Origin of the sequence: Streptomyces sp. NPDC001980 (assembly GCF_040296885.1) — a bacterium.
GTDB lineage: Bacteria > Actinomycetota > Actinomycetes > Streptomycetales > Streptomycetaceae > Streptomyces.
Genome location: NZ_JBEOYD010000024.1, coordinates 135,516 through 159,136, shown reverse-complemented (window position 1 = coordinate 159,136; position 23,621 = coordinate 135,516). Strand labels below are relative to the sequence as shown.

The following is a 23,621-nucleotide window of genomic DNA, read 5'->3' as shown; positions in this document are numbered from 1 at the left end:
GCCCAGGGCCGGGAGGACCTCGGAGATGTAGGAGAGGAAGGTGCGGTTGGGGCCGAGCCGCCGTCCGCTCAGGCCGCCAGCACCTTCTCCAACGCCCCCAGCGCCGACCGCAGTTCCTCCGCCGTGACGGTCAGCGGCGGGGCCAGCCGGATCGTGGAGCCGTGGGTGTCCTTGACCAGGACGCCCTCGCGCATCAGGCGCTCGCCGATCTCCCGCCCGGTGCCGATCGCCGGGTCCACGTCGACGCCCGCCCACAGCCCGCGCGAGCGGAAGCCGACCACACCCCTGCCGACCAGCTCCGTCAGGCCGTCCCGCAGGACCACGCCCAGCTCGGCGGCCCGGCGCTGGAACTCGCCGCTCTCCAGCAGCTCGACCACCGCCGTGCCGACCGCCGCCGCGAGCGGGTTGCCGCCGAACGTCGAGCCGTGCTCGCCCGGGTGCAGCACCCCCAGCACCTCCCGCCGGGCCACCACCGCCGACACCGGCACGATCCCGCCGCCCAGCGCCTTGCCGAGCAGCAGCACGTCCGGGACGACGTCCTCGTGGTCGACGGCGAGGGTGCGGCCGGTGCGGCCCAGACCGGACTGGATCTCGTCGGCGACGAAGAGGCAGCCCTTGCGGCGGGTCAGCTCCCGGACCCCGGTCAGATAGCCGTCGTCCGGGATGAGCACCCCGGCCTCGCCCTGGATGGGCTCGATCAGCACGGCCGCCGTGGTCTCGTCGACCGCCGCCTCCAGCGCGGCCAGGTCGTTGTACGGCACGATCCGGAAGCCCGGCGTGAAGGGGCCGAAGCCCGCGCGGGCCGTCTCGTCGGTGGAGAAGCTGACGATCGTGGTCGTGCGGCCGTGGAAGTTGTCCGCGGCGACGACGATCGTGGCCCGGTCGGCCGGGACGCCCTTCACGTCGTACGCCCATTTGCGGGCCACCTTGATGCCGGACTCGACCGCCTCGGCGCCGGTGTTCATCGGCAGCACCATGTCCAGGCCGGTCAACTCGGCGAGCCGTTCGGCGAATTCGGCGAGTCTGTCGTTGTGGAAGGCGCGCGAGGTGAGGGTGAGGCGGTCCAGCTGGCGGTGGGCGGCGTCGACCAGCGCCGGGTGGCGGTGGCCGAAGTTGAGGGCCGAGTAGCCGGCCAGCATGTCGAGGTAGCGGCGGCCCTCGACGTCCTCGACCCAGGCGCCCTCGGCGCGGGCGACGACGACGGGCAGCGGGTGGTAGTTGTGCGCGAGGACCGGTCCCTCCGCCTCGATCAGCTCGGCGGAGGTGCGTGCGCGTGCGGGTGCGGTCATCAGGGGGATCTCCTGGTCCTCAGCGGATTTCCTGGGTGCAGCACTTGATGCCGCCGCCTGCCTTGTGGAACTCCGACAGGTCGACGGGGACGGGGTCGTAGCCCTGGTCGGCGAGCCGGGCGGCGAGCGCCTCGGCCTGCGGCGCGATGAAGACGTGGCGGCCGTCGGAGACCGAGTTCAGGCCCCACGCCAGCGCGTCGTCGCGGGTGGCGAGGACCGCCTCCGGGAACAGCCGGCGGAGCACCTCGCGGCTGCCGGGGGAGAAGGCCTCGGGGTAGTAGACGATGTTCTCCTCGTCGAGGACGAACAGCGCGGTGTCCAGGTGGTAGAAGTACGGGTCCACCAGGGTCAGGCTGATCACCGGGTGGCCGAAGAACTCCTGGGCCTCGCGGTGCGCCTCGCGGGTGGTGCGGAACCCGGTGCCGGCGAGCAGGTACCGGCCCGTCCACACCAGGTCGCCCTCGCCCTCGACCACCGAGCCCGGGCGGTACACGTCGTAGCCCGCGGTCTTGAACCAGAGGTCGTAGTGGGAGGACTCGGGGCGCCGCTCGGGCGCGTGGAACAGCGAGCCGAAGACGCGGCCGCCGACGACGACCGCCGAGTTCGCGGCGAACACCATGTCGGGCAGACCGGGGACCGGCTCCAGCCGGTCGACGCTGTGCCCATGGGTGCGGTAGGCGCTGATCAGCGCGGTCCACTGTTCCTGGGCCAGGTCGACGTCGACCCTGGTGTCGGGGTTCATCCAGGGATTGATCGCGTACTGCACGGCGAAATGTCTGGGTTCGCAGACAAGAAAGCGCCTGAGGCGCGGCACACGGCTTTCGGACACAGAGGGGTTCCTCCGCTTTCCCGCGGTGTCGACTGAGGGTTGACACCAAGGTAGAAAGCGTCGGATACGGGCGACAAGCAACAAATGTTGCGCGTCTGCGCAGGAACGCTGCGTCTCCGGTCGTGCAGACGCAGCATCGGTGCGTTTACTCCGGCACCGGGTGCGTGGCCCCGGCCTCCGGGCTCTCCGGCAGCAGATGCGACAGCACCATCACACTGATCGTCTTCCGGATGAACGGCTCCACCCGGATCCGCTCCAGCACCTCCTCGAAGTGGTCCACGTCCCGGGCCCGCACATGCAACAGCGCGTCCGCGCCGCCGGTCACCGTCATGGCCGCGGTGATCTCCGGGTGGTTGCGGACCACCTCCGCGAGCCGCCGGGGCGGGGCCGCGCCCTCGCAGTACACCTCGACGTACGCCTCCGTGCGCCAGCCGAGGGCCGCCGGGGTGACGGTGGCCGTGAACCCGGTGATCACACCGGTCTCGCGCAGCCGGTCCACCCGTCGCTTCACGGCCGTCGCGGAGAGCCCGACGGCCGCGCCGATCTCGGCGAAACTGGTCCGCGCGTTCGCCATCAACGCGATGGTGATCTTCCGGTCGAGATCGTCGAAGGGGGCGGTGCCGCTGTTCATGCCCGCACTGTAACCACGGGCGAGGACCCTTCGGGAACACCACGTCATCCGGCGCGAACGTCCACGTCCGGCACATGTCCAGCGCCGCGCTCCGCCGCCTACACTCCGTTCATGCTGCGCGCCCTCGCCGTCGACGACGAACGCCCCTCGCTGGAGGAGCTGCTCTATCTGCTGCACGCCGATCCGCGCATCGGCAGCGTCGAGGGCGCCGGGGACGCCACCGAGGCGCTGCGCCGCATCACCCGCGCCCTGGAGTCCGGACCCCAGGGCCCCGAGGCCATCGACGTCGTCTTCCTCGACGTCCAGATGCCCGGCCTGGACGGCCTGGACCTGGCCCGGTTGCTCACCGGCTTCGCCCGGCCCCCGCTGGTCGTCTTCGTCACCGCCCACGAGGACTTCGCGGTAAGGGCCTTCGATCTCAAGGCGGTTGACTACGTCCTGAAGCCGGTACGCAAGGAACGGCTCGCGGAGGCGGTGCGCCGGGCCGCCGAACTGCGCTCCACCGCACCCCGGATACCCGTCCACGAACCCGACCCCGACCACATACCCGTCGAACTCGGCGGTGTGACACGGTTCGTGGCGGTGGACGACATCACGCACGTCGAGGCCCAGGGCGACTACGCCCGCCTGCACACCGACCGCGGCAGCCACCTCGTCCGCATCCCGCTGTCCACCCTGGAGGACCGCTGGCGCTCCCGCGGCTTCGTCCGCATCCACCGCCGCCACCTGGTCGCCCTCCGCCACGTCGGCGAACTCCGCCTGGACGCGGGCACGGTGAGCGTCCTGGTCGGCGCCGAGGAGCTCCAGGTCAGCCGACGCCACGCCCGCGAGCTGCGGGACCTGCTGATGAGGAGGGCCTGACGATGCCCGCCGACCCCGCCGAGCGCCGGGTCACCGTCACCGGCCCGCCCCGCCGCAGCCGCCGTACCTCCGGCTACTACCGGCCGCGCACCGAGATCGACGAGCAGACCACCCTCGGCCACACCTACGTCCGCTCCCTCATGCGCAGCCAACTACGCGTCGCCCTCGTCGTGTTCGCCGTCCTGGTGCTGCTCGTCGGCCCGCTCCCGCTGGTCTTCGCCGCCGCGCCCGAGGCCCGCCGACTGGAGTGGCTGGTGCTCGGCTTCTGCCTGTACGCCCCGCTGATCCTGCTCGCCCGCTGGTACGTGCGCCGCGTCGAACGCAACGAGGAGGACTTCGTCCGCCTCGTCGAGGACCGATGAACCCCAGCCCCGACGAGGCTCGATGAACTCCAGCTACGCGGTCCCGGCCGTCGCCCTCGTGGTCGTCGCGACCGTCCTCGTCGGCGCCTTCGGTCTGCGCATCTCCCGGACCACCTCCGACTTCTACGTCGCCTCGCGCACCGTCGGCCCCCGCCTCAACGCGGCCGCGATCAGCGGCGAGTACCTCTCCGCCGCCTCCTTCCTGGGCATCGCGGGACTGGTCCTCGTCCAGGGCCCCGACATGCTGTGGTATCCGGTCGGCTACACCGCCGGCTACCTCGTCCTCCTCCTCTTCGTCGCCGCCCCGCTGCGCCGCTCCGGCGCCTACACCCTCCCCGACTTCGCCGAGGCCCGGCTCGCCTCGCAGACGGTACGACGGCTGGCCGGGGCGTTCGTCGTCGGCGTCGGCTGGCTCTACCTGCTGCCCCAACTCCAGGGCGCCGGGCTGACGCTGGCGGTCCTCACCGGCGCTCCGGACGCGCTCGGCGGTCTCATCGTCGCCGTGGTCGTGGTGGCCACCGTGGCCGCGGGCGGCATGCGCAGCATCACCTTCGTCCAGGCCTTCCAGTACTGGCTGAAGCTCACCGCCCTGCTCGTCCCCGCCCTCTTCCTCGTTCTCGCCTGGCAGAGCGCCGGCGCCCCCACCCACGCCTTCGACGAACCGGCCACCTTCCGCGCCCAGCGCATCGTGGACGTCAAGGACACCCTCTCCCTCAGGCTCGACCGCCCGCTCACGGTCACGGTCACCGGCAGCGTCGACGGCCGCCGGCACGAGGACACCCGGCTCACCCTCCCCGAGGGCACCCACCGCATCACCGCGGGCACCCGCCTGACCTTCGCCAAGGGCACCCGCGTCCCCGCCACCGACCGGGGCACCAACGGCGGCATGTCCACCTCGCTCGCCGAGAGCCGCGAGGAACGCCCGCTGTACGCCACGTACGGACTGATCCTCGCCACCTTCCTCGGCACCATGGGCCTGCCGCACGTCGTCGTCCGCTTCTACACCAGCCCGCACGGCGTCGCCGCCCGCCGCACCACGGTCGCCGTCCTCGCCCTGATCGGCCTCTTCTACCTCCTGCCGCCCGTCTACGGCGCCCTCGGCCGCCTCTACACCCCCGAACTCACCCTCACCGGCGAGACGGACGCCGCCGTCCTGCTGCTGCCCGACCGGGTGGTCGGCGGCCTCGGCGGCGACCTGCTCGGCGCGCTGGTGGCGGGCGGCGCCTTCGCCGCGTTCCTCTCCACCGCCTCCGGTCTCACCATGGCGGTCGCCGGAGTCCTCACCCAGGACGTCCTCCCGTCCCGCGGAGTACGGCACTTCAGACTCGGGACGGTCCTCGCCATGGCCGTACCGGTCGCCGCCAGCGTGCTGGTGGGCGGCCTGCCGGTCGCCGACGCCGTCGGACTGGCCTTCGCCGTGTCCGCCTCCTCCTTCTGCCCGTTGCTGGTCCTCGGCATCTGGTGGCGCCGGCTGACCCCGCCCGGCGCGGCCGCCGGGATGCTGGCCGGCGGCGGCTCGGCGTTCTGCGCGGTGGCCGCGACGATGGCCGACCTGCCCGGCACCGGTGACCTGCACGCCCTGCTCGCCTGGCCCGCGCTCTGGTCGGTCCCGCTGGGCTTCCTCACCATGATCCTGGTCTCCCTGGCGACCCCGGGCCGGGTACCGCCCGGGACGGCCGCGATCCTGGCCCGCTTCCACCTGCCGGAAGAGCTGCGCGCGGAGGTCAAGGCGTGACCGGGTTCCTGGCGGGCCTCCTCGTGGCAGTCCTCCCGCTCCTCGCCGCCGGTTTCTGGCTCGGCCGCCGCACCGCACGCCCCGAGAACCTCGGCGGCCTCGGCACTCCCGTCGAGCACGCCACCTTCGAGACCCTGCACACCGCCTCGCTCGCCGCACCCCCGCTGCGCGCGGGCCTGACCGAGGAGACCGCCCGCCGCTCGGCCCGTAGGCTGCGCACCCTGCTCGGCACCGACGCCCTCTGCCTCACCGACCACGAGAACCTGCTGGTCTGGGACGGCGTCGGCGACCACCACCGCACCGAGATCATGGAGCGTCTCGCCGGACCGCTGGAGTCCGGCCGCGGCGAGGCCTTCCGCCTGGACTGCGAGTATCCCGACTGCCCGGTCCGCTGGGCGGTGGTCACCCCGCTCACCGTCGACGACCGCGTCCACGGCACCCTGGTCGCCTGCGCCCCGCGCGAGTCCGCCGTCCTGGTCCGGGCGGTCGGCGAGGTCGCCCGCTGGGTCAGCGTCCAGCTGGAGCTGGCCGACCTGGACCGCTCCCGCACCCGGCTCATCGAGGCCGAGATCCGCGCCCTGCGCGCCCAGATCTCCCCGCACTTCATCTTCAACTCGCTCGCGGTGATCGCCTCGTTCGTCCGCACCGACCCCGAGCGCGCCCGCGAACTGCTGCTGGAGTTCGCCGACTTCACCCGCTACTCGTTCCGCCGGCACGGCGACTTCACCACCCTCGCCGACGAACTGCACGCCATCGACCACTACCTGGCACTGGTCCGGGCCCGCTTCGGCGACCGCCTCACGGTCACCCTCCAGATCGCCCCCGAGGTGCTCCCGGTCACCCTCCCCTTCCTCTGCCTCCAGCCCCTGGTCGAGAACGCCGTCAAACACGGCCTGGAGGGCAAGACCGGCACCTGCCACATCCAGATCACCGCCCAGGACGAGGGCGCCGAGGCGCTGGTCGTCATCGAGGACGACGGCGCCGGCATGGACCCGGTCCTGCTGCGCCGCATCCTCGCCGGCGAGACCAGCCCCAGTGGCGGCATCGGCCTGTCCAACGTCGACGACCGGCTCCGCCAGGTCTACGGCGACGACCACGGCCTCGTCATCGAGACGGCCCCCGGCGCGGGCATGAAGATCACCGCGCGGCTGCCCAAGTACCAGCCCGGGGTGCACTAGGCGCTCCGCGATGCGCCGTTGTTCGCGCTGCTTCAGTTGCTCTGGGTGACCACCATCGCAAGCGTCAGTAGTCCCAGCACCACCCACCCGAACCAGAGCCAGCCGTTGCTGCCGAGGGCCACCGTGTAGGCCGTCACCACGACGAGTCCGCCTACGGTGAGCACCCCCATCGCCTTCGTGGCACCGTTCGAGCCGTTCGCAGAACCGGGCATCGTGACACCCTCCTCATGGTCCGACTCCCTCCATGGTGCCCCGGTTCTGCCTCTTGCGGGGACCCTGTCAGCCCTCGCGTGCGTTCAGCGAGGCCAGATAGGCGTTGTACGCCTCGAGCTCCTTGTCGCCGTCCCGGTCGGCGGCCCGGTCCATGCGCCGGGCCTGGCGCTGCTCGGAGCCGTACCACTGGAACAGCAGGGCGATCAGCACCAGGACGGACGGGACCTCACTGAACGCCCAGGCGATTCCGCCGGCCGCGTTCTGGTCGGAGAGCGCGTCGATGCCGAGCGACGCGGGCGGATTCTTGAACGTCTCCACCATCGGCTCCGACGCCATCATCAACGCGATGCCGAAGAACGCGTGGAACGGCATGCCCGCGAACAGCTCCAGCATCCGCATGAGATACCCCGGGCGGTGCGGCCCCGGGTCGATGCCGATGATCGGCCAGAAGAAGACGACACCGACGGCGAGGAAGTGCACCATCATCGCGATGTGCCCGGCCTTGGAGCCCATCAGGAAGTCGAACAGCGGGGTGAAGTAGAGCGCGTAGAGGCTCGCGATGAACAGCGGGATGGTGAAGGCGGGATGGGTGATGATCCGCATGTACCGGCTGTGCAGCAGGGCCAGCAGCAGCTCACGCGGCCCCTTCCGGCCCCGCCCGGCGACAGGCAGCGCGCGCAGTGCGAGCGTCATCGGCGCGCCCAGCAGGATCAGGATGGGCGACAGCATGCTGATGATCATGTGCTGCACCATGTGCACGCTGAACATGACCATCCCGTAGTCGTTCAGCTTGGTGCACATCACGAGCATGATCGTGAGCACCCCGACGACGAACGACACGGTCCGCCCCACCGACCAGGCGTCCCCGCGCCGCCGCAGTCGCACCACACCCCACCCGTACAGCGCCAGCCCGGCGAGAGTGGCGACGAGAAAGAAGGGATCCGCCGACCACTCCAGCCCGCGCCCCAGCGTGAACGGCGGCAGATCCATGGTCATGCCGTGCCCGCTGTGATCCATCCGGCGGCTCCTGATTCGTGGGGGGTTGTACGTTTACTACCGACCCCAGATTAGAACCGCCGCCGACCCCGCTTGCGAGCGGGGCCCACGTTCCCTACCCAAAGGGGCGCTGGGGGTACCCCCGGCCGAAGGCTGGGGGAGGAACTGCGCGATCAGCCCCCACGCACCCGCAGACAACACACGACCAACCCTTAAAGCACGGTCTCCGCCTCGTCGTACCGCTGCGCAGGAACCGTCTTCAACGTCTCCACCGCCTCGGCCAGCGGCACCATCACGATGTCCGTCCCCCGCAGCGCGGTCATGTGACCGAACTCGCCGCGGTGCACGGCCTCCACCGCATGCCACCCGAACCGCGTCGCCAGGACGCGGTCGTACGCCGTCGGCGTGCCACCCCGCTGCACGTGCCCGAGGATGACCGGCCGCGCCTCCTTGCCGAGCCGCTGCTCCAGCTCGACGGAGAGCTGCCGGGCGATCCCGGCGAACCGCTCGTGGCCGTAGATGTCCTTGCCGCCCTCGTCGAAGGCCATCGTGCCCGCCTTCGGCTTGGCCCCCTCCGCCGCGACGACGATCGCGAACCGCTTGCCCGCCTCGAACCGCTCGCCGACCCGACGGGCCAACTCCTCGATGTCGAAGGGCCGTTCCGGTACGACGATGGCGTGGGCGCCGGCCGCCATGCCGGAGTGCAGGGCGATCCAGCCGGTGTGCCGGCCCATGACCTCGACGACGAGCACCCGCTGGTGGGACTCGGCGGTGGTCTTCAGCCGGTCGAGCGCCTCGGTGGCGACCCCCACGGCGGTGTCGAAGCCGAAGGTCACGTCGGTGACGGCGATGTCGTTGTCGATGGTCTTCGGTACGCCGACGATCGGCAGCCCGGCGTCGGACATCAGCCGGGCCGCCTTCAGGGTGCCCTCACCGCCGATCGGGATGATCGCGTCGAGCCCGAGCTCGGCGACATGGCCCCTGGCCCGCTCCACGCCGTCCCGCAGATGCGAGGGCTGGACCCGGGACGATCCGAGGATGGTGCCGCCGCGGGCCAGGATGCCGGCCACGGCGTCGAGGTCGAGCTTGAGGTAGTCGCACTCCAGGAGGCCCTTCCAGCCGTCCCGGAAGCCGATGACCTCGTCGCCGTGGTCGGCGACGGCACGGTGCACGACGGACCGGATGACGGCGTTCAGGCCGGGGCAGTCGCCGCCGGACGTGAGGACACCAATGCGCATAGCCCGAAACAACCTTCTCCACGTGGGCCGGAGACCGGACCACGCTGTCCGGCTGTCATCGCCGTCACCCTACCCGCGCGAGGGGGCCGTTCCGTACCGGGCGTCCGCCTGCTGGACGTGCCCGCACATGTGAGCGGACACCCTGTCAGGCGGGCCCGGAATCCACCTCTCCGGTACAGCTCAGGCGGGCTGCTCGGCGGCCGCGATGCGCTCGTTGCGGAGCGCCTCGTACCACCGGTCGTCGATCGGCGGCAGCGCGTTCACGTCGAGCGCCAGCTTCAGCAGCAGGTCGGCGATGAGCGGGTTGCGGGCGAGCACCGGCCCGTGCATGTACGTGCCGAAGACGGTGTCGTTGTACGCGCCCTCGGTGCCGTCCCCGGTGCCGTTGCCCTTGCCCAGCCTGACCCGGGCGAGGGGGCGGGCGGTGGGACCGAGCTGGGTGACGCCCTGGTGGTTCTCGAAGCCGGTCAGCGGGGGCAGCCCGAGCCGCGGGTCGATGTCGCCGAGGACGTCACCGACGCACCGCTCCCCGGTGCCGCGCACGGTCGTCACGTCGAGCAGGCCGAGGCCCGGCTCGCGCTGGCCCAGGTCGTTGATGAACTCGTGCCCGAGGATCTGGTACCCCGCGCAGACGGAGAACACGATCGCGCCGTTCTCCACCGCCCGGTACAGGTGCCCGTCGCGACGCAGCCGCTCGGCGGCGAGCCGCTGCGGACGGTCCTCACCGCCGCCGATCAGGTAGATGTCGCCGGAGGTCGGGATCGGCTGGTCGCTGCGCACGTCGAGCCGGGCCACGTCGAGACCGCGCTGCCGGGCCCGCCGCTCCACGACGAGCGCGTTGCCCTGGTCACCGTAGGTGCTGAGCAGGTCGGGGTAGATCCACACCAGCCGCAGTTGGTTGTCGCTCATGAACTGTTCGTCCTTCGTGGTCAGTTGCCGACGCGGCGGCGCAGGTCCTGGAACGCGGTGTAGTTCGCGATGACCTCGATCCGGCCCGGCGGGCACATCTGGACGGCCTGGTCGAGGGAGTCGCAGACCTGGAAGTGCTGGTTCGCGACCTCCAGCCGCACCGCGAGGTCCAGCTTGCGGTCGCCGAGCACGAAGATCGGGTGGCCGGTCAGGCGCGTGTAGTCCACGTCCCAGAGCCAGGAGGTGTCGGTGCCGTCGGCGCCGCGGGCGTTCACGGAGAGGATGACCGGCGCCGGCGGCGGGTCGATCAGCGAGAACGTCTCCAGCCAGCCGGCCGGGTTCTTGGCCAGCAGCAGACGCAGATCGCGCCCCTGGAACTGCACGACGTCGTAGCGCCCCGCGACGGCCTGCACCTGGTACATCCGCTCCAGGGCGACCTGCGGCGGCACCCCGAAGACGGCGGCGACGGCGGCCGAGGAGGCGGCGTTCGCCTTGTTGGCGCGCCCCGGCAGCTGCAGGTGGATCGGCCAGGCGGACCCGTGCGGGTCGAGCACGTGGTCCCCGGAGAGCACCCAGCTCGGCGTCGGCCGCCGGAACCCGCACTCGCCGCAGAACCAGTCGTCGCCGGGCCGCTGCATCACGCCACCGCAGGACGGGCAGGACCAGGCGTCGTCTTTCCACATCTGCCCGGCGGCGACCCAGATCACGTTGGGGGAGGAGGACGCGGCCCACACCACCAGCGGGTCGTCGCAGTTCGCCACGATGACGGCCTTGGTCCCGGCCAGGCCCTCCCGCCAGTTCTCGGCGAGCATCCGGGTCTCGGCGGCGCGGTCGAGCTGGTCGCGGGAGAGGTTGAGCAGCGCGATGCACTTGGGGTCGGTGTCCCGGGCCACCCCGGCGAGGTACTTCTCGTCGACCTCGATGACACCGAACTTGGACTCCGAGCCGCCCGCCAGCGCCGACGTGATGCCGGCCGGCATGTTGGCCCCGAGCGCGTTGGACACGACCGGCCCGGCGGCCTTCAGCGCCTCGGCGATGAGCCGGGTGGTCGTCGTCTTGCCGTTCGTCGCCGAGACGAGGGTCACGTCCAGGTTCTGGGCGAGCCGGGCGAGAAGGTCGGGGTCGAGTTTGAGCGCCACCCGGCCACCGATCACGGATCCGCTGCCGCGTCCCGCGGCACGGGACGCCGCCGCGACCGCCTTGCCCGCGGTCACGGCCAGCTTGGCCCGCGGCGTGAGCGGGTCCGAGTTGCCTGCCATCAGTTCTCGATCCTCCTTGCGTACGCGCCGCGCCTGAGCCATCCGGCAACGTGGTGTGCACCTCAGCCTATCGAGATCCATTCGCACACCCGAATTCCGGCCCATGCCTGCGCGGCGAGCAGGGGCCCATCCGAACCGTACCCTTGCGGCCATGCGACACGGTTCCATTCCGGGCGCCCACGGGCGGGTCCGGCCTCTCACCCTGCTCGGCGACCCCGTCCTGCACGCCCGCTGCGCGGAGGTCACCGAGTTCGGCCCCGAACTCTCCCGGCTCGTGGAGGACTTGTTCGCGACGATGTACGCGGCGGAGGGCGTCGGCCTGGCGGCGAACCAGGTGGGGGAGCCGCTGCGGGTGTTCGTCTTCGACTGCCCCGACGACGAGGACGTCCGTCACCTCGGCCACGTGGTGAACCCGCGCCTGGTGACCGCGGACGGCGTGACGCTCCGCGGCCCGGAGGGCTGTCTGTCCCTGCCGGGCCTGGAGGCGGGCACGGAACGCCACGACCACGCGGTGGTGGAGGGCTTCACGGCGTCGGGGGAGCCGATCACGATCCACGGCACGGGCTTCTTCGCGCGGTGCCTCCAGCACGAGACCGACCACCTGGAGGGCCGCGTCTACGCCGACCACGTCAGCGGCTGGCGCAGGCGCAAGCTGATGCGACAGGTGGCGAAGTCTTCTTGGCACCGGTGAGGACATCCCTGTCTTTCAGGGGCGCTGGGGGTACCCCCGGCCGAAGGCTGGGGGAGGAACTGTGCGACAAGCCCCCACCGGGCGGTCAGCCGAAACTGAATCCTCAGAACCCCGGACCGCCGACCTTGTCCCCCGCAGCCGCCAAGCGACCCCACAAAAGATCAGCCAAACTCTTCACCAATTCCGCACGAGTACAAGGCCGCTCCCCGAGCCACCAGTCCCCGGCCGCATGCATCATCCCGACGATCCCGTGCCCCCACACCCGCGCCAGCTGCTGGCTCCCGGGCCCGAGATCCAGCCGGTCCTCGATGACCTGCGCCAGCTCCTCACCCATCCGCCGCAGCAGCGGAGCCGAGTGCTTCCCCACGTCGAACCCCTGGTCGGTCCCCGTGCTGCCCTCCGCGGGGTGCATCAGGAACCGGTACACCTGGGGCCGCGCCTCGATCGCCGCGAGGTACGTGTCCAAGGTCGCCTCGACCCGTTCACGGCGCTCCGCGGGAGCGTCCAGCGCGTCCCGCAACGAGTTCAGCAACGCGTCCGTGTGCCGCTTGGCCAGCGCCGCGTACAGCCCGCCCTTGTCGCCGAAGTGGCGGTAGAGGATGGGTTTGGTGATGCCCGCCTCCGCCGCGATGGCGTTCATGGAAGCCTGTGGGCCGTCGCGCAGCACCACCCGGTCGGCGGCCTCCAACAGCTCGCGCCGTCGGCGGTCGGCGGACCGCTGCTGTTCGGTCCGCTGTGTGGTGTCCATGTGCTCTCCCCACCCCGTGCTCTTTTCGGTGACGCCTGCGCAAACTAACACCTGACGGCCATCTGCTCTCGAACTGGCTGCCGAGGTGACCTTGGGAGTTGACTTTTCCTACCGACGAGTAACAGACTCGGGTTACCGCTAGTAACACATTATGCGCCGCCGCTGGAGGGGTCATGGCCGAGTTCACCATGGAGCTCAACGACGAACAGAAGGAGGTCCGGGACTGGCTGCACGGTTTCGCCGCCGACGTCATCCGTCCCGCGGCCGCCGAATGGGACGAGCGTGAGGAAACTCCCTGGCCGGTCATCCAGGAGGCCGCGAAGGTCGGCATCTACTCCCTCGACTTCTACGCCCAGCAGTACTTCGACCCCACCGGCCTCGGCATCCCGATGGCCATGGAGGAGCTGTTCTGGGGCGACGCCGGCATCGCCCTGTCCATCGTGGGCACGGGCCTCGCCGCCGTCGGCGTCCTCGCCAACGGCACCGAGGAGCAGATCGGCACCTGGATCCCCCAGATGTACGGCGACACCAACGATGTCAAGGTCGCCGCGTTCTGCTCCTCCGAGCCCGACGCCGGCTCCGACGTGGCCTCCATGCGCACCCGGGCCGTCTACGACGAGGCCAAGGACGAGTGGGTGCTCAACGGCACGAAGACCTGGGCGACCAACGGCGGCATCGCCAACGTCCACGTCGTCGTCGCCGTCGTCGATCCGGAGCTCGGCTCCAAGGGCCACGCCTCCTTCATCGTCCCGCCGGGGACGCCCGGGCTGTCCCAGGGCCAGAAGTTCAAGAAGCACGGGATCCGGGCCTCGCACACCGCCGAGGTCGTCCTGGACAACGCCCGGGTGCCCGGGTCCTGCCTGCTCGGCGGCAAGGAGAAGCTGGACGAGCGGCTGGCCCGGGCCCGGGAGCGGGCGAAGTCGGGCGGTGAGCGCGTGAAGAACGCGGCGATGGCCACGTTCGAGGCCTCGCGGCCCGCCGTCGGCGCGATGGCCGTCGGTACGGCACGCGCCGCGTACGAGGTCGCCCTCGACTACGCCGTGACCCGGGAGCAGTTCGGGCGGCCGATCATCGACAACCAGGGGGTGGCGTTCCAGCTCGCCGACATGCGGACGGCCGTCGACGCGGCCCGGCTGCTGGTGTGGCGGGCGTCCTGGATGGCGGTGAACGGGAAGCCGTTCACCGCGGCCGAGGGGTCGATGTCGAAGCTGTTCGCGAGCGAGACGGCGAAGAAGGTGACCGCCCAGGCGATCCAGATCCTGGGCGGGAACGGGTACACGCGGGAGTACCCGGTGGAGCGGATGCACCGGGACGCGGCGATCTACACGATCTTCGAGGGGACGAGTGAGATCCAGCGGTTGGTGATCGCCCGTACCTTGTCGGGGATGCCGATTCGGTAGCGCCGTGGGGGTGCGGGTGCGTTGCGGACCGACGGCCGCCTGTGGCTGGTCGCGCCCACGCGGCGGAGCCGCATATCGATAACGCCCCGCGCCCCCGAACAGGTGGGCTCAGTCACCGGAGCTTCAAAGGTGTCAGTTGCTCGATGTCGTAGCGCTTGCGGAGTAGCTCGATCGCCTCGTGGTCCGGAGGACCGCCGCTGCCCAGGATCTCCAGGAGCTCCTCGAAGTAGCGCTCGTGGTCGGGTGGCGGGGAGGACTGGAAGAACATCCGCGCCGGGGTGTCCGTCGGGTTGGCGAAGGCGTGGGGGCAGCCGGGGGGTACGGCGATCAGCGTGCCCGGGGTCGCCCTCACCACCCTCGTGCCCGAACTCGACTCCCACTTCTGCCAGTTGTCGGGTGTGCGGATGCGCGGCTCGAAGGCGAGGACGTCCAGCTCGCCTTCGAGGACGTAGAACAGCTCCTCGCTGCGGGTGTGCACATGGGCGCCCACGTCGAAGCCCGGCGGGACGTCCACCTCGAAGGTGGAGGCCGTCCGCGAGTGTGTTCCCGTCACCTTGAAGGTGACACGCTGGGCCGGCGTGTGGACCACGCGCCCGTGTCCTGGTGGGACGAGGAGTCCCTCGGCTGTGGTCATGGGCCACTCACCAGGTCACCGGAAGCGCCTCGGGTCCCCGGATCAGCGCGCCCTTTCTGAAGGGCACCTGCTCCGGAGGAACGGCGAGCCGCATCCCGGGCAGCCGGTCGAGCAGGGCGTCGACGAGGAGTTCCTCCTCCAGCCTGCCGAGCTGGCCGCCGGGACAGTAGTGCGGGCCGAACCCGAAGGACACATGCGGGTTGGGACTGCGGGTGAGGTCGATCGTCTCGGGGTCCGGGAAGACGTCCGGGTCGCGGTTGGCGGCCAGGTACGAGACGTAGATCGCGTCGCCCGCGCGGATCCGTACGCCCTTGATCTCCACGTCCTGCAGGGCGATCCGGGACAGCCCGACCGCGCTGCGGTGCGGGATGTAGCGCAGGAGCTCGTCGATCGCCCGGGGGCGGATCTCCGGCTCGGCGCGCAGCCGGTCGAGGAGGTCGGGGCGGGTCAGCAGCAGGTAGAACATCTGCCCGCTGTTGTTGGTGACCGCCTCGCCGCCGATCTGGAGGAGGACGGTCAGACCGACGGCCTCCTGCAGAGCGACCTCGCCGCGGCCCACCGCGGCGCCCAGCAGCGAGCACACGTCCTCGCCCGTACTGCCCGCCCGCAGGGCGATGAGGTCGGCGAAGTAGGCGCTCATCTCGCGCTTGGCCCTCTCGCTGACCTCCTTGCCGTGGCTGGAGGACAGGATCAGCTGGGTCCAGATGTGCATGGTGTGCCGGTCGGCGGGCGGTACGCCCATCACCTCGCAGATCACCGCGATGGGGAACGGGCTGAGGACCGTCGCCGTGAGATCGGCGGGCGGGCCGTCCTGGACGAGCTCGTCGATGATCTCGTCCAGCATCAGGCGGGCCTTGTCCCGGACCCGCTCCACGCCCTTGGAGGTGAGCGCGGGGGCCACCGAGCGGCGCAGCCGCGTGTGGTCGGGCGGGTCCAGGAAGCCGACCGCGCCGGGATCCGGGATGAAGTGCGGGGCGAGCCGGGTGACCGGCTGCGCCATCACCGCCTCACGGCTGAACCGAGGGTCGTTGGCCACCATCCGTACGTCGTCGTACCGGGTGACCAGCCACGCCCAGCCCTCACCGTTCGGAAGCTGGATCCGGGTGACCGGACCCTCCCGCATCAGCTCGGCCAGGGTGGGGTCGAAGTCCACCCCCGCCAGGTCCGGCACCGCCCAGTGCCGGACCGGACAGGTGGCCTCACCGGCCGCCTCGTCGGCGGAGTCGAGTGGTTCGGTGAGCGTCATTTCGGTCAAGCCGCCTCTTCGTCCGAACGCCGCCAGCGACCCAGCGACATTTCCGCGGTGATGCCGGGACCGAACCCGGCCAGCAGGCCACGCGCCTGGTGCTCGGCGCCGCCTTCGTCGAACATCCGGCGCAGCGCGTCCAGGACGACGGCGCTGGCGATGTTGCCGTACTCGGTGAGCGTGGCCCGGCTGAACCGGAAGGCGTGCGGTTCGACCTGGAGGAACTTGCTCAGGTCGTCCAGGATGCGCGGCCCGCCCGCGTGGACTATGTAGAAGTCCAGGTCGGACGCGTCCCAGCCGTGCAGCCCTGCCAGGTCCTGGAGAGCCGGCGCCAGCGGCTCCATGGTCGCCGGGACCCGCTTGTCCAGCAGGAAGTGGAACCCGGTGGCCCGCACGTCGTACATGATCCACTCCTCGGTCTTCGGGATCAGGTACGAGCCGTTGCGTTCGAGTTCGACGCCCGTGCCGCCCTGGCCGCGGACCACGGCGGCGGCGATACCGTCACCGAAGAGGCCGTTGGAGAGCAGCGAGCCGATGCCGAGGTCGGTCGGCTGGTAGCACAGCGAGCAGAACTCGCAGGCCACGATGAGGGCGTTGGCGTTCGGGTACGCCGAGCAGAAGTCGTGCGCCCGGTTGATCGCCGCTCCGCCGGCCGCGCAGCCGAGCTGCGCGATGGGGATCTGGCGGGTGGTGGAGTCGAAGTCCATCTCGTTGATCAGCCACGCGGTGAGCGAGGGCATCATGAAGCCCGTGCACGAGACGTAGATGATCACGTCGATGTCGGAGGTGAGCAGCTCGGCGTCGTCGAGCGCCCGCTGGATGACTGCGGGGACCCGGGCCTTGGCCTCGACCTCGTAGAGCTTGTTGCGCTCCTCGAAGCCGGGGTGCTTCAGGGTTTCCTCGATCGGCTGCACGATGTGCCGGGTGCGAACGCCCGTGTTCTCGATCAGTCTCAGCGCCAACGGCAGCTGCGGGTGGTCCTCGTGGTGGGAGCGCGCCAGTTCCAGCGTCTCCTCCATCGTGATCACGTACTCCGGGACCGACACTGAGGGTTTGCACAAAGTCGCCATGAACCGTGCCTGCTTTCAGCCTTCCGGCGGGTTTGGGCCCGACCGGTCAGAGAGGTGGTTCACCTCAGGAGGTGGTTCCCTCACGATCACCCGTGAGGGCGATGATCTCTCGCCGGACTACTCCGAACCGGTGACCCCGTGTCAGGGTCGGATCAGCACAGAGGTATCCGGACGAGGAGGAAGCGATGCCCGGCACGGCCGCGGAAATGCTGAAAACGACCAGGTCAGAGCTTGCCCCGGACCCGAACGCCAATCCCTTGGTCCCCCTCGTCGCCAGCGGCCGGGCGAGTCTGGAGACACTCGCCGCACTTGCCCTGGAACAACACCAAGTGATCTCCGCCGACCGACGTGCGTTCCTGCATCTGGCGCAGCGCGCCTCCGAGGAGCCGGCGGCCGCCGGGTTCTTCACCATGCTGGCCGGGGGCGAGGAGCTGGCGGCAGAGCGGCTGGGCGCGTTCACCGAGGCGTGCGAAGTGGATGAAGAGCGCATGCAAGCGTACGAGCCCCTACCGGGCTGCCAGGCGTACCCGGCGTACGTCTCCTGGCTCGCCCTCAACGCAACCCCGACGGACGCCGTCCTCGCCGTCACGGCCAACTTCGCGACGTGGGGCACGTATTGCGCGAGCATCGCGCAGGGCCTGCGCGAGCACTACGGCTTCACGGACGAGGCCTGCGCCTTCTTCGACTTCTTCGCCGAACCGGCCCCGGCACTGGACGAGCAGGCCACGGCAGCGGTGCAGGCGGGACTGGAGTCAGGCCGCCTGGACGAGAAGCGGGTGTACACCTACGGCCGCCTGCTCCAGGCATACGAGGAGATGTTCTGGACGTCGCTCAGCTGAACTGACCTGCTTTCAGGGGCGCGGGGCTGTATCGATGTGCGGCTGCCGCCGCGTGGGCGCGACAAGCCCCCACCGGCCCGCACTCGCCGAACGACCGTCACTCCCCACTGCTGTGGGCGATACAGGCCACGTCGATCCGATCGGCGAGCTTCGCCAGCTCGATGGTCAGCGCAGCCACCGTGTCCTCGTCCAGCCCACCCTCGTCGGCCTCCACCAGACGCAGCCACCGTGCCCCCAACGTCCGCAACAACTTGCTCACGTCGGCCGCGGCCACCTGCAAGGTCCCGCGGTCGTCGACGATCAGAGGCAGGGTCACTTCGCGGTTCACACTCCGGATCGTAGTCGTGCAACCCTCACGCACCCTGCCAAACAGTGGTGATGTTGCAGAACTCCCGGATTCCGTGCCCGGACAGCTCACGGCCGTATCCGGACCGCTTCACCCCGCCGAACGGAAACGCCGGGTGGGAGGCGGTCATGCCGTTGACGAACACGCCGCCGGCCTCCAGATCCCGTACGAACCGGTCCACCTCGGCGTCGTCCCGCGTCCACACGTTCGAACTCAGCCCGAAGGGCGAGTCGTTGGCGATGAGGATCGCCTCGTCCAGGTCTCCGGCCCGGTACAGCGTGGCCACCGGCCCGAACGCCTCCTCGCGGTGGATGCGCATGTCGCGGTGGATCCCGGCGAGGACGGTCGGCGGGTAGTACCAGCCGGGCCCGTCCGGCCGCTGCCCGCCGCACAGCACCTGCGCACCCGACCGCTTCGCGTCCTCGACCAGCTCCTCCAGGTCCTTGCGCCCCTGTTCGCTCGCGAGCGGCCCGACGTCCGTCTTCTCGTCCATGGGGTCGCCCGTCCGCAGCGCCGCCATGCCCGCCACGAACCGCTCGGCGAACGCGTCGTAGACGTCCGTGTGCACGATGAACCGCTTCGCGGCGATGCACGACTGCCCGTTGTTCTGCACGCGCGCCGTCACCGCGATCTTCGCCGCCCGGTCGATGTCCGCCGAGGGCATCACCACGTACGGGTCGCTGCCGCCCAGTTCCAGCACCGTCTTCTTGATCATCTCGCCGGCGGTGGCGGCGACCGCGCGGCCCGCGGGCTCGCTTCCGGTGAGCGTCGCCGCCTTCACCCGCTCGTCGCGCAGGATGTCGTCGACCGCGCCGGAGCCGATGAGCAGGGTCTGGAAGCAGCCCTCGGTGAAGCCGGCCCGGTGGAACAGGTCCTCCAGGTACAGGGCCGTCTGCGGGACGTTGGACGCGTGCTTGAGCAGGCCCACGTTGCCCGCCATCAGCGCCGGCGCGGCGAAGCGGACCACCTGCCAGAGCGGGAAGTTCCACGGCATCACGGCGAGCACCGGCCCGATGGGGCGGTACCGCACCCGCACCCGGGACGCGCCCGAGTCCTTCACGTCCGTCTCCGCCGGCTCCTCGTCGGCCAGCAGTGCCTCCGCGTGGTCGGCATACCAGTGCATCGCCTTCGCGCACTTGGCGGCCTCCGCGCGGGCCTGCTTCAGCGGCTTGCCCATCTCGGTGGTCATGGTGCGGGCGATGCCGTCCAGGTCGCCGTCCAGCAGGTCGGCGGCGGCGTGCAGCAGCCGGGCGCGCTCGGCGAAGGTGCTCGTGCGGTACGTCCGGAACGTCGCCTCGGCGAGTTCGAGCCGGCGTTCGAGCTCGTCCTCGTCCATGGCCTCGAACGTTTCGAGCGTCTCGCCGTTCGCCGGGTTGACCGTCGCGATGGGCATGGCTGACCTCCCTGGGAGCGGGCTTGCTACGACCTTCCCGCGCGGCCGGGCCGACCGCAACGTAGGGGCCTCTGTTCAGCCCGAGTGCTCCGCCAGCCGGTCGAGAAACGTGGCCTGCGCCTTGACGATCACCTCGCGGGCCCGGTCCGGGGTCAGCCAGGCGACCCGGTCCAGCTCCGGGAACTCCTGGATCCGGCCCGACCGCGGCGGCCACTCCATCGCGAAGGTGCCCGGTTCGATCGTGGCCGGGTCCAGGTCCGCCTCGATCGCCCACGCCGTGACGATCTTGCCGTTGGTCTGCCGGACCTCGCCCAGCTCGATCGCCTCGCCGTCCGGCGGCGCCAGGCCCAGCTCCTCCCGGAACTCGCGGCGGGCCGCCTCCCAGGCCGGCTCGTCCGGCTCGTACTCGCCCTTCGGGACGGTCCAGGCGCCCGCGTCCTTCTTGGCGAAGAACGGCCCGCCCATATGGCCGAGCAACACTTCGAGGCCTTCGCCGGTATGCCGGAACAACAGCAGTCCGGCGCTTCGCTTCGGCTCCGTCAACGCCGTACCTCCGGATGTGCGGCCAGCAGGGCTTCCACCGTATCGGCCTCCGCCGGCCGCTTGTCCTCGCGATAGCGGACCACCCGGGCGAAGCGGAGGGTGACGCCGGCCGGGTAGCGGGTGGACCGCTGCAGGCCGTCGTAGGCGATCTCGACGACGAGTTCGGGGCGTACGGTCACCACCCAGCCGTTGTCCGAGACCTCCAGCTCCTTGAGCCGGGCGGTCTGCCACTCCAGCATCGCGTCGGTCATGCCCTTGAAGGTCTTGCCGAGCATGGCGAAGGTGCCGTCCGGGTTGCGGGCGCCGAGGTGGAGGTTGGAGAGCCTGCCGGTGCGGCGGCCGTGGCCCCATTCGGCGGCCAGGACGACCAGGTCGAGGGTGTGGACGGGTTTCACCTTCAGCCAGGAGGCACCCCGGCGACCGGCGCTGTAGGGGCCGTCCAGGGCCTTGACGACCACGCCCTCGTGGCCGCGGTCCAGGGCGGCCGCCAGGAACTCCTCCGCGGTCTCCGTGTCCTCGGGCCCGGCGACCAGCGCCCGGCGCACCCGCATCGGCTCGGGGACCAGCCGGGCCAGTTCCGCGTGCCGTTCGGCGAAGGGGAGGTCGAGCAGGTCGTGGCCGTCGACCGCGAGCGCGTCGAAGAAGACGGGGGAGACCGGGACCTCCCGGGCCGCCTTCGCCACGTCCGTCCGGGAGCCGACCCGGCCCGCCGTCTCCTGGAAGGAGCGGGGCCGGCCGTCCGCGTCGAAGGAGATCACCTCGCCGTCCAGGACGAACCGGTCGCCGCCCAACTCGCGGGCGGCGGAGGTCACCTCGGGGAGGCGGTCGGTGATGTCGTCCAGGGTGCGGGTGAAGACCCGTACCGTGTCGCCGTCCCGGTGGACCTGGACCCGGATGCCGTCCAGCTTCTCCTCGACCGCCGAGCCCCCCAGCTTCGCCACCGCCTCGGCCACCGAGGAGGCGGTGTGCGCCAGCATGGGCAGCACCGGGCGGCCGACGGTGAGCCGGAAACGGTCCAGGGCCGGCGGGCCGTCCGCCAGCAGCGCCGCCGCCACCGTCCGGAGGGACCCGGCGAGCATCACCGCCCGGCGGACGGCGGACGGGGCCGCGCCGGTCGCCTGCGCGAGCCCTTCGACGGCGACCGCGTCCAGGGCGCCCTGCCGCACCTCCCCGCTGATCAGCCCCAGCAGGAAGCGCTGCTCGTCCGCCGTCGCCGCGCCCATCAACTCGCCCACGATCCTGGCGCGTTCGGCCTGCGAACCGGCCCCGGAGACCTTGCCCAGCTCGCTGAGCCGGGCGTCGACCTCGCGGACCGTCAGGGAGGGTTCGGCGGCCGGCGGGACGGGCCGGCTCAGCACCTTCCAGCCGACGCCGAGGCGGCCCTGCGGGAGCCGGCCGGCCAGGTAGGGGATGACGACCGGCACGTCGTCGGGCGCCGTCTCCCGGAAGAGTTCGGCGAGCAGCGCGGTCTTGCGGGACCTGGCCGCGGTGGCGGCGACCTCCTGGGACACTTCGGCGAGCCGGGTCAGCAGCATGCAGCCATGGTGCAACGGGCGGGGCCGGACTACACCCGCACGGCCGCGTCCAGATCCGCGAAGAGCAGTTCGCCGTTGATGGCCGCGCCCGCCCGGTAGCCGCGGCTCGCCGCGTTGACCACCTGCTCGGCGAAACCGCTCGCGTTGCCCGCCGCCCACAGTCCGGGCACCGTCGTCTGGCCCCGCTCGTCGATCACCGGGTAGCTGCCGAAGGGGGTCTCCGTCATCTCCGCGCCCAGCCCGAGGAACAGGTCGTTCTGCGGGACCGGACGCGGGGCGACGAACAGGGCCTCCCGGTCGTGCACGCTCCCTCCCCCAGCGAGCTGCACTCCGGTCAGCCGGTCGTCCTCGACGCGCAGCCCCGCCACCGCACCGGGCACCACCCGCACCCCGGCCGCGGCCAGCCGCCGCAGGTCGTCGTCGGTCAGCTCCGTCTCCTCGACCTGGTGGAGGAAGAGGGTCACGTCCTTGGACCACTGGGTGACCATCAGCGCCTGGTGCACGCTCATCGGGGTCGTGGCCAGCACGCCGAACGCCTGGTCGCGCACCTCCCACCCGTGGCAGTACGGGCAGTGCAGCACATCCCGGCCGAAGCGTTCGGCCACCCCGGGGACGGGCGGGAGCTCGTCCTTGAGGCCGGTGGCGACGACCAGGTGCCGGGCCCGGACCGTCCGGCCGCCGGCCAGCGCCACCGTGAAGCCGTCCGCGTCGTCCTTCGTCGCGCCCACCGCCCGGTCCCGGACCAGCTCCACGCCGTACCGGGCGATCTCCTCCCGGCCCACCGCCAGGAACTCCGCGGGCGGCATGCCGTCCCGGGACAGGAAACCCTGCATGTGTGGAGCCGGGGCGTTGCGCGGCTCGCCCGCGTCGACGACCAGGGTGCGGCGCCGGGCCCGGCCCAGGACCAGCGCGGCGGACAGTCCGGCCGCGCCGCCTCCGACGACGACCACCTCGTACGTATCGGTCATGGTGACCACCTCCGCGGCCGAGGGTGGACCGGCCGCTGCCGGATTGACAAACATCTTTGCCGAAACTGCAATGCAGGCATGACTACGGACGACGTCCTCGCGGGCGTGGGACCCCGGCTGCGCCGGCTCCGCAAGGAGCGGGAGGTCACCCTCGCCGCCCTCTCCGAGACCACCGGCATCTCGGTCAGCACCCTCTCCCGGCTGGAGTCGGGGCTGCGCAAGCCCAGCCTGGAGCTGCTGCTGCCGATCGCCCAGGCCCACCAGGTGCCCCTGGACGAACTGGTCGGCGCCCCGCCGGCCGGCGACCCCCGGGTGCGGGCGAAGCCGATGGAGCGGTACGGCCGGACCTTCCTGCCGCTGACCCGGCAGCCCGGCGGCCTGCAGGCCTTCAAGGTGGTCGAGCCGAAGCGGAAACTCGAACCCGAACCGCGCACCCATGAGGGCTACGAGTGGCTGTACGTGCTGTCCGGGAAGCTGCGGCTGGTGCTCGGTGAGCACGACGTCGTGCTGGGGCCGGGGGAGGCGGCCGAGTTCGACACCCGGGTGCCGCACTGGTTCGGGTCGACGGGGGAGGGGCCGGTGGAGTTCCTCAGCCTGTTCGGGCCGCAGGGGGAGCGGATGCACGTGCGGGCGCGCCCGAAGCAGGCGTGACGAATCCGGCGTTCCCCCGGGCGGCTGTTCCCTCCATGGCAAGCGACCGCTTAGTAT

The 23,621-nt window shown here is 71.2% G+C and carries 25 protein-coding genes; 8 read left to right on the top strand and 17 right to left on the bottom strand.

From position 1 onward, the window contains the following. Positions 1–68 precede the first annotated feature (68 nt). From rocD to ABT137_RS31685, 3 genes are all read right to left on the bottom strand, one after another. On the bottom strand, positions 69–1,289 hold the full coding sequence (gene rocD, locus ABT137_RS31695; protein ID WP_351714539.1) for an ornithine--oxo-acid transaminase: 1,221 nt from the start codon (positions 1,287–1,289) through the stop codon (positions 69–71). 19 nt (positions 1,290–1,308) lie between these two features. Continuing rightward, the gene (gene ddaH, locus ABT137_RS31690; protein ID WP_351714538.1) at positions 1,309–2,118 is read right to left on the bottom strand and encodes a dimethylargininase; all 810 of its coding nucleotides are present in this window, start codon (positions 2,116–2,118) and stop codon (positions 1,309–1,311) included. A gap of 145 nt (positions 2,119–2,263) precedes the next feature. Beyond that, complete coding sequence (locus ABT137_RS31685; protein WP_351714537.1) at positions 2,264–2,749, bottom strand: Lrp/AsnC family transcriptional regulator; 486 nt, start codon at positions 2,747–2,749, stop codon at positions 2,264–2,266. Between the two features lie 111 nt (positions 2,750–2,860). On the opposite strand from ABT137_RS31685, the gene ABT137_RS31680 reads away from it, so the two are divergent. Genes ABT137_RS31680 through ABT137_RS31665 form a run of 4 tightly spaced genes read left to right on the top strand, consistent with a single transcriptional unit; the run spans position 2,861 to position 6,885 of the window. Next, positions 2,861–3,610 carry a LytR/AlgR family response regulator transcription factor gene (locus ABT137_RS31680; protein WP_351714536.1) on the top strand — a complete coding sequence of 250 codons (750 nt, stop codon included), beginning with the start codon at positions 2,861–2,863 and terminating at the stop codon, positions 3,608–3,610. Positions 3,611–3,612: 2 nt separating this feature from the next. After that, complete coding sequence (locus tag ABT137_RS31675) at positions 3,613–3,972, top strand: hypothetical protein (protein WP_351714535.1); 360 nt, start codon at positions 3,613–3,615, stop codon at positions 3,970–3,972. A gap of 22 nt (positions 3,973–3,994) precedes the next feature. Next, complete coding sequence (locus ABT137_RS31670; protein WP_351714534.1) at positions 3,995–5,707, top strand: sodium/solute symporter; 1,713 nt, start codon at positions 3,995–3,997, stop codon at positions 5,705–5,707. Next, positions 5,704–6,885 carry a sensor histidine kinase gene (locus ABT137_RS31665; RefSeq protein ID WP_351714533.1) on the top strand — a complete coding sequence of 394 codons (1,182 nt, stop codon included), beginning with the start codon at positions 5,704–5,706 and terminating at the stop codon, positions 6,883–6,885. The genes ABT137_RS31670 and ABT137_RS31665 overlap by 4 nt, the downstream gene beginning before the upstream one ends. Positions 6,886–6,917: 32 nt before the next feature. On the opposite strand, the gene ABT137_RS31660 is transcribed toward ABT137_RS31665, so the two are convergent. The 5 genes from ABT137_RS31660 to ABT137_RS31640 form a co-directional block, all read right to left on the bottom strand. Next, a complete protein-coding gene (locus tag ABT137_RS31660; RefSeq protein WP_293996352.1) occupies positions 6,918–7,097 on the bottom strand; it encodes a hypothetical protein in 180 nt (59 codons plus the stop codon). A 67-nt stretch (positions 7,098–7,164) separates the two neighbouring features. After that, a complete protein-coding gene (locus ABT137_RS31655; RefSeq protein ID WP_351714532.1) occupies positions 7,165–8,115 on the bottom strand; it encodes a cytochrome c oxidase assembly protein in 951 nt (316 codons plus the stop codon). A gap of 191 nt (positions 8,116–8,306) precedes the next feature. Continuing rightward, a complete protein-coding gene (locus ABT137_RS31650; protein ID WP_351714531.1) occupies positions 8,307–9,332 on the bottom strand; it encodes a 6-phosphofructokinase in 1,026 nt (341 codons plus the stop codon). A 180-nt stretch (positions 9,333–9,512) separates the two neighbouring features. Continuing rightward, positions 9,513–10,241, bottom strand: coding sequence for a type 1 glutamine amidotransferase (locus ABT137_RS31645; RefSeq protein ID WP_351714530.1), 729 nt, complete (start codon positions 10,239–10,241; stop codon positions 9,513–9,515). 20 nt (positions 10,242–10,261) lie between these two features. Continuing rightward, the gene (locus ABT137_RS31640; RefSeq protein WP_089105426.1) at positions 10,262–11,500 is read right to left on the bottom strand and encodes a MurT ligase domain-containing protein; all 1,239 of its coding nucleotides are present in this window, start codon (positions 11,498–11,500) and stop codon (positions 10,262–10,264) included. Between the two features lie 151 nt (positions 11,501–11,651). On the opposite strand from ABT137_RS31640, the gene def reads away from it, so the two are divergent. Continuing rightward, complete coding sequence (gene def, locus ABT137_RS31635) at positions 11,652–12,191, top strand: peptide deformylase (protein WP_351714528.1); 540 nt, start codon at positions 11,652–11,654, stop codon at positions 12,189–12,191. Between the two features lie 103 nt (positions 12,192–12,294). Here def and ABT137_RS31630 read toward each other — a convergent pair whose 3' ends face one another. Continuing rightward, entirely contained in the window at positions 12,295–12,939 is a 645-nt protein-coding gene (locus tag ABT137_RS31630) for a TetR/AcrR family transcriptional regulator (protein WP_351714527.1), read from the bottom strand. A gap of 173 nt (positions 12,940–13,112) precedes the next feature. On the opposite strand from ABT137_RS31630, the gene ABT137_RS31625 reads away from it, so the two are divergent. Then, positions 13,113–14,339 carry an acyl-CoA dehydrogenase family protein gene (locus ABT137_RS31625; protein WP_093505921.1) on the top strand — a complete coding sequence of 409 codons (1,227 nt, stop codon included), beginning with the start codon at positions 13,113–13,115 and terminating at the stop codon, positions 14,337–14,339. 112 nt (positions 14,340–14,451) lie between these two features. Here ABT137_RS31625 and ABT137_RS31620 read toward each other — a convergent pair whose 3' ends face one another. Genes ABT137_RS31620 through ABT137_RS31610 form a run of 3 tightly spaced genes read right to left on the bottom strand, consistent with a single transcriptional unit; the run spans position 14,452 to position 17,289 of the window. Continuing rightward, positions 14,452–14,973 carry a cupin domain-containing protein gene (locus ABT137_RS31620; protein ID WP_351714526.1) on the bottom strand — a complete coding sequence of 174 codons (522 nt, stop codon included), beginning with the start codon at positions 14,971–14,973 and terminating at the stop codon, positions 14,452–14,454. A 7-nt stretch (positions 14,974–14,980) separates the two neighbouring features. Next, positions 14,981–16,228, bottom strand: coding sequence for a cytochrome P450 (locus ABT137_RS31615; protein WP_502984601.1), 1,248 nt, complete (start codon positions 16,226–16,228; stop codon positions 14,981–14,983). Beyond that, positions 16,225–17,289, bottom strand: a complete 1,065-nt coding sequence (locus ABT137_RS31610; RefSeq protein WP_351714525.1) for a type III polyketide synthase — start codon at positions 17,287–17,289, stop codon at positions 16,225–16,227. Before ABT137_RS31610 ends, ABT137_RS31615 begins: the two co-directional genes overlap by 4 nt. Before the next feature lie 185 nt (positions 17,290–17,474). Here ABT137_RS31610 and ABT137_RS31605 point away from each other — a divergent pair, with 185 nt between their 5' ends. Continuing rightward, positions 17,475–18,128, top strand: a complete 654-nt coding sequence (locus ABT137_RS31605) for a thiaminase II/PqqC family protein (protein ID WP_351714524.1) — start codon at positions 17,475–17,477, stop codon at positions 18,126–18,128. 97 nt (positions 18,129–18,225) lie between these two features. On the opposite strand, the gene ABT137_RS31600 is transcribed toward ABT137_RS31605, so the two are convergent. The 5 genes from ABT137_RS31600 to ABT137_RS31580 form a co-directional block, all read right to left on the bottom strand. Next, positions 18,226–18,456: a DUF6213 family protein gene (locus tag ABT137_RS31600; protein WP_089105419.1), complete on the bottom strand. Its 231-nt coding sequence runs from the start codon at positions 18,454–18,456 to the stop codon at positions 18,226–18,228. A 25-nt stretch (positions 18,457–18,481) separates the two neighbouring features. Continuing rightward, the gene (locus ABT137_RS31595; RefSeq protein ID WP_351714523.1) at positions 18,482–19,867 is read right to left on the bottom strand and encodes an NADP-dependent succinic semialdehyde dehydrogenase; all 1,386 of its coding nucleotides are present in this window, start codon (positions 19,865–19,867) and stop codon (positions 18,482–18,484) included. Between the two features lie 75 nt (positions 19,868–19,942). Next, on the bottom strand, positions 19,943–20,410 hold the full coding sequence (locus ABT137_RS31590; RefSeq protein ID WP_351714522.1) for an NUDIX hydrolase: 468 nt from the start codon (positions 20,408–20,410) through the stop codon (positions 19,943–19,945). Further along, positions 20,407–21,945 (bottom strand): ATP-dependent DNA ligase, encoded by a 1,539-nt coding sequence (locus ABT137_RS31585; protein ID WP_351714521.1) that lies wholly within the window; start codon positions 21,943–21,945, stop codon positions 20,407–20,409. Before ABT137_RS31585 ends, ABT137_RS31590 begins: the two co-directional genes overlap by 4 nt. Before the next feature lie 29 nt (positions 21,946–21,974). Beyond that, positions 21,975–22,913 (bottom strand): NAD(P)/FAD-dependent oxidoreductase, encoded by a 939-nt coding sequence (locus ABT137_RS31580; RefSeq protein ID WP_351714520.1) that lies wholly within the window; start codon positions 22,911–22,913, stop codon positions 21,975–21,977. A 78-nt stretch (positions 22,914–22,991) separates the two neighbouring features. Between ABT137_RS31580 and ABT137_RS31575 the strand changes: the two genes are divergently transcribed. Then, positions 22,992–23,564: a helix-turn-helix domain-containing protein gene (locus ABT137_RS31575; protein WP_351714519.1), complete on the top strand. Its 573-nt coding sequence runs from the start codon at positions 22,992–22,994 to the stop codon at positions 23,562–23,564. Positions 23,565–23,621: the final 57 nt, after the last annotated feature.